Consider the following 1,931-nt stretch of genomic DNA (forward strand, 5'->3'; position numbering starts at 1 on the left):
CGAACAGGCCTGCAACGTCGGCGCCCGTGACGGGGCCGTAGGCCACGCGGCCCTGCGGCGTGGCCACCTCGACCAGCGGCTCCAGCCAGAACAGGCCGCGCGAGCCGTTGCGCACGATGCGCACGTCGGCGTTGCGCGCACGGGCCTGTGCTTCGATCTGCCGCGCCACCCGGTCGGCGCCGACAGCCAGCGCCGCGGAGTCGCGCGGGACATAGATGATGGTGGTGGTCATGAGGCGCTCCGTGCTTCCCGGGCGATGTCGTCGAACAGCGCCGGCGTGATGCGCGCATGCACCTCGCCGTTCACCGCGATGGCGGGCGACGAGGCGCACAGGCCGAGGCAGAACACCGGCTCCAGCGAGCACTGGCCGTCGGCCGAGGTGCCGTGCACGCCGCAGCCCAGGCGTTGCTCGGCATGCGCGAGCAGCGCGTCCGCGCCCATCGCCTTGCAGGCCTCGGCGCGGCAGACCTGCACCAGCAGCCGGCCCGCCGGGGCCGAGCGGAAGTGGTGGTAGTAGCTGACCACGCCATGCACCTCGGCGCGCGACAGGTTGAACTGCTCGGCGATGAGCGGGACCGCGTCGGGCGGAACATGCCCCAGCGCGTCCTGGATGCCGTGGAGCGCAGGAAGCAGCCCGCCCGGCGTGTCCTTGTGCGCGGCGGCGATGGATGCCGCGATGCCCAGATTGTTCATATGCCTTGAATCTCCTAAAGTTGGAGCTGCAGTACTCGTGGTGGCGCGAGTCTATGGAGAGGTGTCGAATGCCACAATATGAAGCGTTCAGCCCAATAAATATGCTTTGGAAAGCCGAAACTCATGCATGAAGTGCACATCAGGCCGCAATGGACCATCCGCCAGACCGACGGCGCGGCCCTGGCGCCGCGGGTGATCGAGCTGCTGGTGCAGGTGCTGGAGCACGGCAGCCTGTCGAGCGCCTGTACCGCGTCCGGCGTGTCCTACCGCCATGCCTGGGAGCTGATCCGACAGGGCGAAGCCATGTTCGGCCAGCCGCTGGTGGCCATGCGGCGCGGCAAGGGTTCCAGCCTCACGCCGCTTGGCGAAAAGCTGGTGTGGGCCGACCGCCGCATCACCGCGCGGCTGTCGCCGCTGCTGGATTCGCTGGCCTCCGAGCTGGGCGCGGAAATCGAGAAGCTGATTCCCACCGCGCCCACGCTGCTGCGCATCCACGCGAGCCACGGCTTCGCGATCGAGGCGCTGCACGGCTTCCTGGCCGCGGCGCAGGTGCCGGGCGACCTGCGCTACTGCGGCAGCGAGGAAGCCGTGGCCTCGCTGCATCACGGCAGCTGCGACGTCGCGGGCTTCCACGTGCCGCTGGGCGCGTTCGAGGCCGAAGCCGTCTCGCACTACGGGCCCTGGCTCAATGCCGATACGCAGAAGGTCATCGGCATGGCGACGCGGCACCAGGGCCTGATGGTGGCGCCCGGCAACCCGAAGAAGATCTACACGCTGGCCGACCTGGCGCGTTCCGATGTCCGCTTCATCAACCGGCAGGCGGGTTCGGGCACGCGCTACCTGTTCGACCTGCAGCTGCGCGAGCAGGGCATCGCGCCCGAGGCCATCAAGGGCTACGAGCAATGCGAGTTCACGCATGCGGCCGTGGCGGCCTTCGTGGCCAGCGGCATGGCCGACGCGGGCTACGGCGTGGAAACGCCGGCGCGCCAGTTCAAGCTGGACTTCATCTCCAACCAGGTGGAGCGCTACTTCCTGCTGTGCGAGGAGCGCTCGCTCGCCGCGCCCATCGTGCGGCGGATGCTGGACATCCTGCAGAGCCAGGCCTACCAGAGCGCCGTGAACCGGCTGCCGGGCTACCAGGCGGTGAACTGCGGCCGCGTGCTGTCGCTGCCCGAGGCCTTCGAGTCGCTTCGCCCCGCACCGGCCGGCAAGCGCCGCACGGCCACGCGGTCCTGACG

The 1,931-nt window shown here is 69.6% G+C and carries 2 protein-coding genes and 1 pseudogene; 1 reads left to right on the top strand and 2 read right to left on the bottom strand.

Features of this window, described 5'->3' with window-relative positions; translation table 11 throughout:
• A pseudogene (locus AC1DOC_RS31715) lies at positions 1 to 232 on the bottom strand (formate dehydrogenase); the annotation flags it as partial.
• On the bottom strand, positions 229 to 693 hold the full coding sequence (locus tag AC1DOC_RS31720) for a formate dehydrogenase subunit gamma (RefSeq protein WP_307592631.1): 465 nt from the start codon (positions 691 to 693) through the stop codon (positions 229 to 231). The pseudogene AC1DOC_RS31715 and the gene AC1DOC_RS31720, both read right to left, overlap by 4 nt.
• 123 nt (positions 694 to 816) lie before the next feature.
• Between AC1DOC_RS31720 and AC1DOC_RS31725 the strand changes: the two genes are divergently transcribed.
• Complete coding sequence (locus tag AC1DOC_RS31725; protein ID WP_478079987.1) at positions 817 to 1,929, top strand: substrate-binding domain-containing protein; 1,113 nt, start codon at positions 817 to 819, stop codon at positions 1,927 to 1,929.
• Positions 1,930 to 1,931: the final 2 nt, after the last annotated feature.

The sequence above is a fragment of the Variovorax sp. 01T439_2 genome (assembly GCF_056398445.1).

Bases quoted from the DNA above. Each gene is read 5' to 3' on its own strand.
- AC1DOC_RS31720 (WP_307592631.1), bottom strand. From the start codon at position 693: ATGAACAATCTGGGCATCGCGGCATCCATCGCCGCCGCGCACAAGGAC.
- AC1DOC_RS31725 (WP_478079987.1), top strand. From the start codon at position 817: ATGCATGAAGTGCACATCAGGCCGCAATGGACCATCCGCCAGACCGAC.